Origin of the sequence: Burkholderia sp. DN3021 (genome assembly GCF_049805555.1) — a bacterium.
GTDB classification, from domain to species: Bacteria; Pseudomonadota; Gammaproteobacteria; order Burkholderiales; family Burkholderiaceae; genus Burkholderia; species Burkholderia pyrrocinia_C.
The window spans coordinates 1-5,060 of sequence record NZ_JBNCAB010000165.1 but is presented as its reverse complement, the minus strand read 5'-3'; the positions used below and the strand labels follow the sequence as shown (position 1 = coordinate 5,060).

General features: G+C 69.3%; 4 protein-coding genes and 1 pseudogene. 3 read left to right on the top strand and 2 right to left on the bottom strand.

Annotated features, from left to right (window positions below; translation table 11 throughout):
- The 3 genes and pseudogenes from ACPUER_RS35845 to ACPUER_RS35835 form a co-directional block, all read left to right on the top strand.
- A pseudogene (locus tag ACPUER_RS35845) lies at positions 1 to 324 on the top strand (DNA alkylation response protein); the annotation flags it as partial.
- A complete protein-coding gene (locus ACPUER_RS35840; RefSeq protein ID WP_425133459.1) occupies positions 321 to 1,529 on the top strand; it encodes a CaiB/BaiF CoA transferase family protein in 1,209 nt (402 codons plus the stop codon). The pseudogene ACPUER_RS35845 and the gene ACPUER_RS35840, both read left to right, overlap by 4 nt.
- A 102-nt stretch (positions 1,530 to 1,631) precedes the next feature.
- Positions 1,632 to 3,044, top strand: coding sequence for an MFS transporter (locus ACPUER_RS35835; protein WP_175961268.1), 1,413 nt, complete (start codon positions 1,632 to 1,634; stop codon positions 3,042 to 3,044).
- 108 nt (positions 3,045 to 3,152) lie between these two features.
- On the opposite strand, the gene ACPUER_RS35830 is transcribed toward ACPUER_RS35835, so the two are convergent.
- Positions 3,153 to 3,428: an oxidative damage protection protein gene (locus ACPUER_RS35830; protein ID WP_006478357.1), complete on the bottom strand. Its 276-nt coding sequence runs from the start codon at positions 3,426 to 3,428 to the stop codon at positions 3,153 to 3,155.
- A gap of 51 nt (positions 3,429 to 3,479) precedes the next feature.
- Entirely contained in the window at positions 3,480 to 4,859 is a 1,380-nt protein-coding gene (gene argA / locus ACPUER_RS35825; protein ID WP_072436978.1) for an amino-acid N-acetyltransferase, read from the bottom strand.
- Positions 4,860 to 5,060: the final 201 nt, after the last annotated feature.

Here is a 5,060-nt window from a genome sequence, read left to right as displayed (position 1 = left end):
GCGCTGCGGCGCGTTCTCGCGCGCGCCTGCGACGCGCTCGCACGGGTCGCGGCGGAAGGCGACGACGCGCGCGTGCGGCAGGCCGCCTCCGCGCTGTACTACGCGAGCGCGGCCGTGCTGATGGCCTGCGAGGGCGTACGGCTCGCGCCGGATTTCCGGCGCCTCGCGCTCGCGCACCTGGTCGTGCGCCACAAGCTGCTGCCGGTCGATCCGCTCGCGCCGGCCTCGCGCGACGACGAATCGGCCGCATTCGATGCGCTGTTGCGCGGCACGCCGGTGTCGCTCGACACGGCGCTCGACCTGCTGCCGGAGGTCGAACGATGAACGCGACGCGAGGCGCACTGGACGGCCTGAAGGTCGTCGATCTGAGCCGCGTGCTCGGCGGCCCGTACTGCACGCAGGCGCTCGCCGATCACGGCGCGACGGTGGTCAAGATCGAGCCGCCGGACGGCGACGAGACGCGCGGGTGGGGGCCGCCGTTCCTCGGCGACACCGCGTGGTACTTCATGGGCGTCAACCGCAACAAGGAAGGGCTCGCGCTCGACCTGTCGCGCGAAGAAGGGCGCGCGATCCTGTGGCGCCTGCTCGAAGACGCCGACGTGCTCGTCGAGAACTTCAAGCCCGGCACGCTCGCGCGCTGGGGAATGGACTATGCGCGCGACCTGCAGCCGCGCTTCCCGCGCCTGATCCACTGCGCGGTGACGGGTTTCGGTGCAGACGGTCCGCTCGGCGGGCTGCCCGGCTACGACGCGGTGATCCAGGCGATGGCGGGGCTGATGAGCGTCAACGGCGAGCGCGACGGCGACGCGACGCGCATCGGCTTGCCGATCGTCGACATGGTCACGGGGCTCAACGCGCTCGCGGGCATCCTGCTGGCGCTTGCGGAGCGCGAGAAGAGCGGGCGCGGGCAGTCGATCGACATCGCGTTGTACGACTGCGGCGTGTCGCTGCTGCATCCGCACCTGCCGAACTTCTTCGGCTCGGGGCGCGTCCCGGCGCGCAGCGGCAATGCGCATCCGAACATCGCGCCGTACGACAGCTACTGCACGTCGACCGTGCCGATTTTCCTCGCGGTCGGCAACGACCGGCAGTTCGCGCGGCTCGTCGCGCATCTCGGCGCGCCGGCGCTCGCGGGCGATCCGCGCTTCGTCGACAACCGCAGCCGCTGCGCGCACCGGCCCGAGCTGAAGGCCGAACTGGAAGCGCGGCTCGCCGCGCATGCCTGCGAGCCGCTCGCGCGTGACCTGATGGCGGCCGGCGTGCCGTGCGGGCCGGTGCGAACGGTGGCCGACGTCGCGCACGATCCGCATGCGCTGCACCGGAACCTGTTCGTCGAGATCGGCGCGTATCGCGGTACCGCGTCGCCGGTGAAGCTGTCGCGCACGCCGGCCACCTATCGAACGCCGCCGCCCGCGCTCGGCCGCGACACGCGCGCGGTGCTCGATCGGCTCGGCGTCGATCGCACGCTTCAGCAGCAACTGCTCGATGCCGGCGTGCTGAAAACGACACCCGGCCAGGTGCCCGACTAGGCGCACCCGACCGACACGACGCCGCCGGCCGGCGGCGCAATGCCGGCCAACCGGGAAAGGCGCGCGGCAGTCGCGCCCCCGAACACCAACCTGGAGACATCGATGAGCCGTCCGCAATCCCCGCCCGCCGTTCAGCCGCGGCCCGGCCGCGCCGCCTTCGCGGCGTTCGTCGGCACCACGATCGAGTGGTACGACTTCTACATCTACGGCACGGCCGCGGCGCTCGTGTTCGGCAAGGTGTTCTTTTCGAGCACGATGGACCCGGGCGTCGCAACGCTGCTCGCGTTCGTCACGTTCTGGGCCGGCTTCGCCGCGCGGCCGCTCGGCGGGATCGTGTTCGGGCATCTCGGCGATCGCGTCGGCCGCAAGACCGCGCTCGTGATCACGCTGGTGATGATGGGCCTCGCGACGACCGGCATCGGCCTGCTGCCAGGTTATGCGCAGATCGGCGTATGGGCGCCGGCCGGCCTCGTCGTGCTGCGCGTGCTGCAGGGCATCGCGGTCGGCGGCGAGTGGGGCGGCGCGGTGCTGATCGCGAGCGAGAACGCACCGAAGCACCGCAGCATCCTGTACGCGGCATTTGCGCAGCAGGGCTCGCCCACCGGCAACCTGCTCGCGACCGCCGCGTTCTTCGCGCTGAGCGCGCTGCCGACGCCGTCCTTCCTGATGTGGGGCTGGCGCATTCCGTTCCTGCTGTCGGCGGTGCTCGTGATCATCGGCATGGTGATCCGGCTGAAGCTCGAGGAATCGGCCGACATGCAGCGCGTGCTTGCGCGCAAGCGCACGGTGAAGCTGCCGCTGCGCGACGTCGTGCGCGATCACTGGGTGGTCGTGCTGCTCGCGGCCGGCACGCTGCCGGTGATCAACGTCACGTATTTCCGCAGCACGTTCGCGCTGTCGTGGGCGACCAAGGAGCTTGGCTACGCGCAGGGCACGTTCCTCGGCATCCTGTCGATCTCGCTCGTCGTGCAGTTCCTGATGCAGCCGGTCGGCGCGTGGTTCGTGTCGAAGATCGACATGCGGCGCGCGATGTGCTGGATCCTGATTCCGGAAATCGTGCTGATGCCCGTGATGTTCCATGCGCTCGCGACGCGCTCGTACTGGGTGGCCGTCGCGGGCATGTGCATCTCGACGATTCCGTCCGCGATGTTCTACGGCGCGGTCGGCGGCGTGCTCGCGCGCGTGTTTCCGGCCAACATCCGCTATACGGGCCTGTCGCTCGCGTATCAACTGAGCGCGCTCGTCGTCGGCGGCGGCACGCCCGTGCTCGCGCAGGCGATCCTCAATTCGACCGGCAGCATCGTCGGCGTCGCGGTCGCGTCGGGACTTTACGCGCTCGTGTCGCTCATTTGCATGTTGGCGCTGCTGAACCGCACCGGGTATCGCGCGGACGAGCTGTCGAGCGCCGAGCGCAGCGATGCCGCGGAATGGGGTACCGAAGGCGGAAGCGCCGAAAGCGCGAGCGGCGGGCCGCAGCAGCCGGGCGACGGCGGCGCGCTGAAACCGGCCGGTTGAGTCGCGTCGATCGCGCGACCCCAAATGAAAAACGGCACCGTGCGATACACGGTGCCGTTTTCTCTGGATCACGCGGCCGGCAGGCTGCCGATTCCGCGCATCACGTCATCAGCCTTCCGTCGGCGGCACGTAGCCGGACGCCTGGTCCGCGCCGTCGCCGAAGAAGTACTTCTCGGTCTGCTTCATCAGGTACTGGCGTGCACGCGGGTCGGCCATGTTCAGGCGGTTTTCGTTGATCAGCATCGTCTGCTGCTTGAGCCAGCCCTGCCAGGCTTCCTTCGAGACGCTTTCATAGATGCGCTTGCCGAGTTCGCCCGGCAGCGGCGGGAAATCGAGACCTTCGGCTTCCTTGCCGAGCTTCGCGCATTGAATCATACGGGCCATCGTGTACTTCTCCTGTAATCGGACTGGGGGAGGGCGGGCGTCTTGCGCCGCTCAGAGCTGTTTCATCAGCACGAGCGACTTGCGCTGCCAGTTATAGAGTTTGCGGCGGTCTTCCGGCAGGTCGTCGACGCTGACCTTGACGAAGCCGCGCTTGAGGAACCAGTGCTCGGTGCGCGTCGTGAGCACGAAGATGTGCGTGAGGCCGCGCGCGCGCGCGCGCTGCTCGATGCGCTTGAGCAGGCGTTCGCCGTCGCCCGAGCCCTGCGCTTCCGGCGCGACCGTCAGGCACGCCATCTCGCCGATCTTCTCCTGCTGATACGGATACAGCGCCGCGCAGCCGAACAGCACGCCATCGTGCTCGATCACCGAGAAGTGGTCGATGTCGCGTTCGATCTGGTGGCGGCCGCGCCGCACCAGCGTGCCGTCCGTCTCGAGCGGCTCGATCAGCGACAGGATGCCGCCGACGTCGTCCGGCGTCGCTTCGCGCAGGCTTTCGAGGTTCTCGTACGAGATCATCGTGCCGACGCCGTCGTGCAGGAACAGTTCGAGCAGCATGCTGCCGTCGAGCGATTGCGGAATCAGGTGCGCACGCGTCACGCCGCCGCGGCACGCGCGGATCGAGTGCTTCAGGAAGAACGCGTCGTCGCCCTGGATGTTGCCGGAATCGAGCAGCTCCGCCGCCGCGTCGAGCGACATTTCGCGGATCAGCCCGCCTTCGTCGTCGACGATGCCGGGGCCGTCGGTCAGGAACACGATCTTGTCGGCGCGCAGCGCGATCGCGGCGGCCGACGCGACGTCTTCCATCGACAGGTTGAACGCCTCGCCGGTCGGCGAGAAGCCGAGCGGCGACAGCAGCACCAGCTTGCGGCTCGCGAGCGAATGGCGGATCGATTCGGCGTCGATCTTGCGCACGATGCCCGTATGCGCGAAATCGACCCCGTCGAGAATCCCCACCGGCCGCGCGGTCACGAAGTTGCCCGACACGACGCTGATGTGCGCGTGCGCCATCGGCGAGTTCGGCAGACCCTGGCTGATTGCGGCCTCGATGTCGAGACGCACTTCGCCGGCCGCTTCCTTCGCGGATTCGAGCGCGCGCGCATCGGTGATGCGCAGGCCGTGCGAAAACTCGGATTCGACACCGTGCAGGCTCAGCTGCTCTTCGACCTGCGGGCGCGAGCCGTGCACGAGCACGATCTGGATGCCCATCGCCTGCAGCAGCGCGATGTCGGACACGAGCGCGTTCAGCAGCCCCTGCTGCACCACCTCGCCGCCGAACCCCACGACGAACGTGCTGTTGCGGAACTTGTGGATATAGGGCGCGACGGAGCGCATCCAGTCGACGAACTGCGCGTGGCTGGCGGCCGAATCGTCGGCGGCCGGCGGCGTCGCGGCGCCGGTCTGGGCGGGAGGGAGGTCGGTTTGGGAATTCATGGGCGGGATTATAATGCGCCCCCATGTCGAATGTACCTAAAAGTCCCGCGCCAACGCGGGCCAAAGCGCCGTCGGCCCGGCACCCGGATGGTGCGGCCGATGCGCGCGAGCAGCAGGGCCGGCCGCCGCGCCAGCAGCAGGAAAAGCAGGCGGCCCAGCCCCCCCGCGGCCCCCCCCCCGACCAACCCCCCCCCCCCCCCC

Bases quoted from the DNA above. Each gene is read 5' to 3' on its own strand.
- ACPUER_RS35840 (WP_425133459.1), top strand. From the start codon at position 321: ATGAACGCGACGCGAGGCGCACTGGACGGCCTGAAGGTCGTCGATCTG.
- ACPUER_RS35835 (WP_175961268.1), top strand. From the start codon at position 1,632: ATGAGCCGTCCGCAATCCCCGCCCGCCGTTCAGCCGCGGCCCGGCCGC.
- ACPUER_RS35830 (WP_006478357.1), bottom strand. From the start codon at position 3,428: ATGGCCCGTATGATTCAATGCGCGAAGCTCGGCAAGGAAGCCGAAGGT.
- argA (WP_072436978.1), bottom strand. From the start codon at position 4,859: ATGAATTCCCAAACCGACCTCCCTCCCGCCCAGACCGGCGCCGCGACG.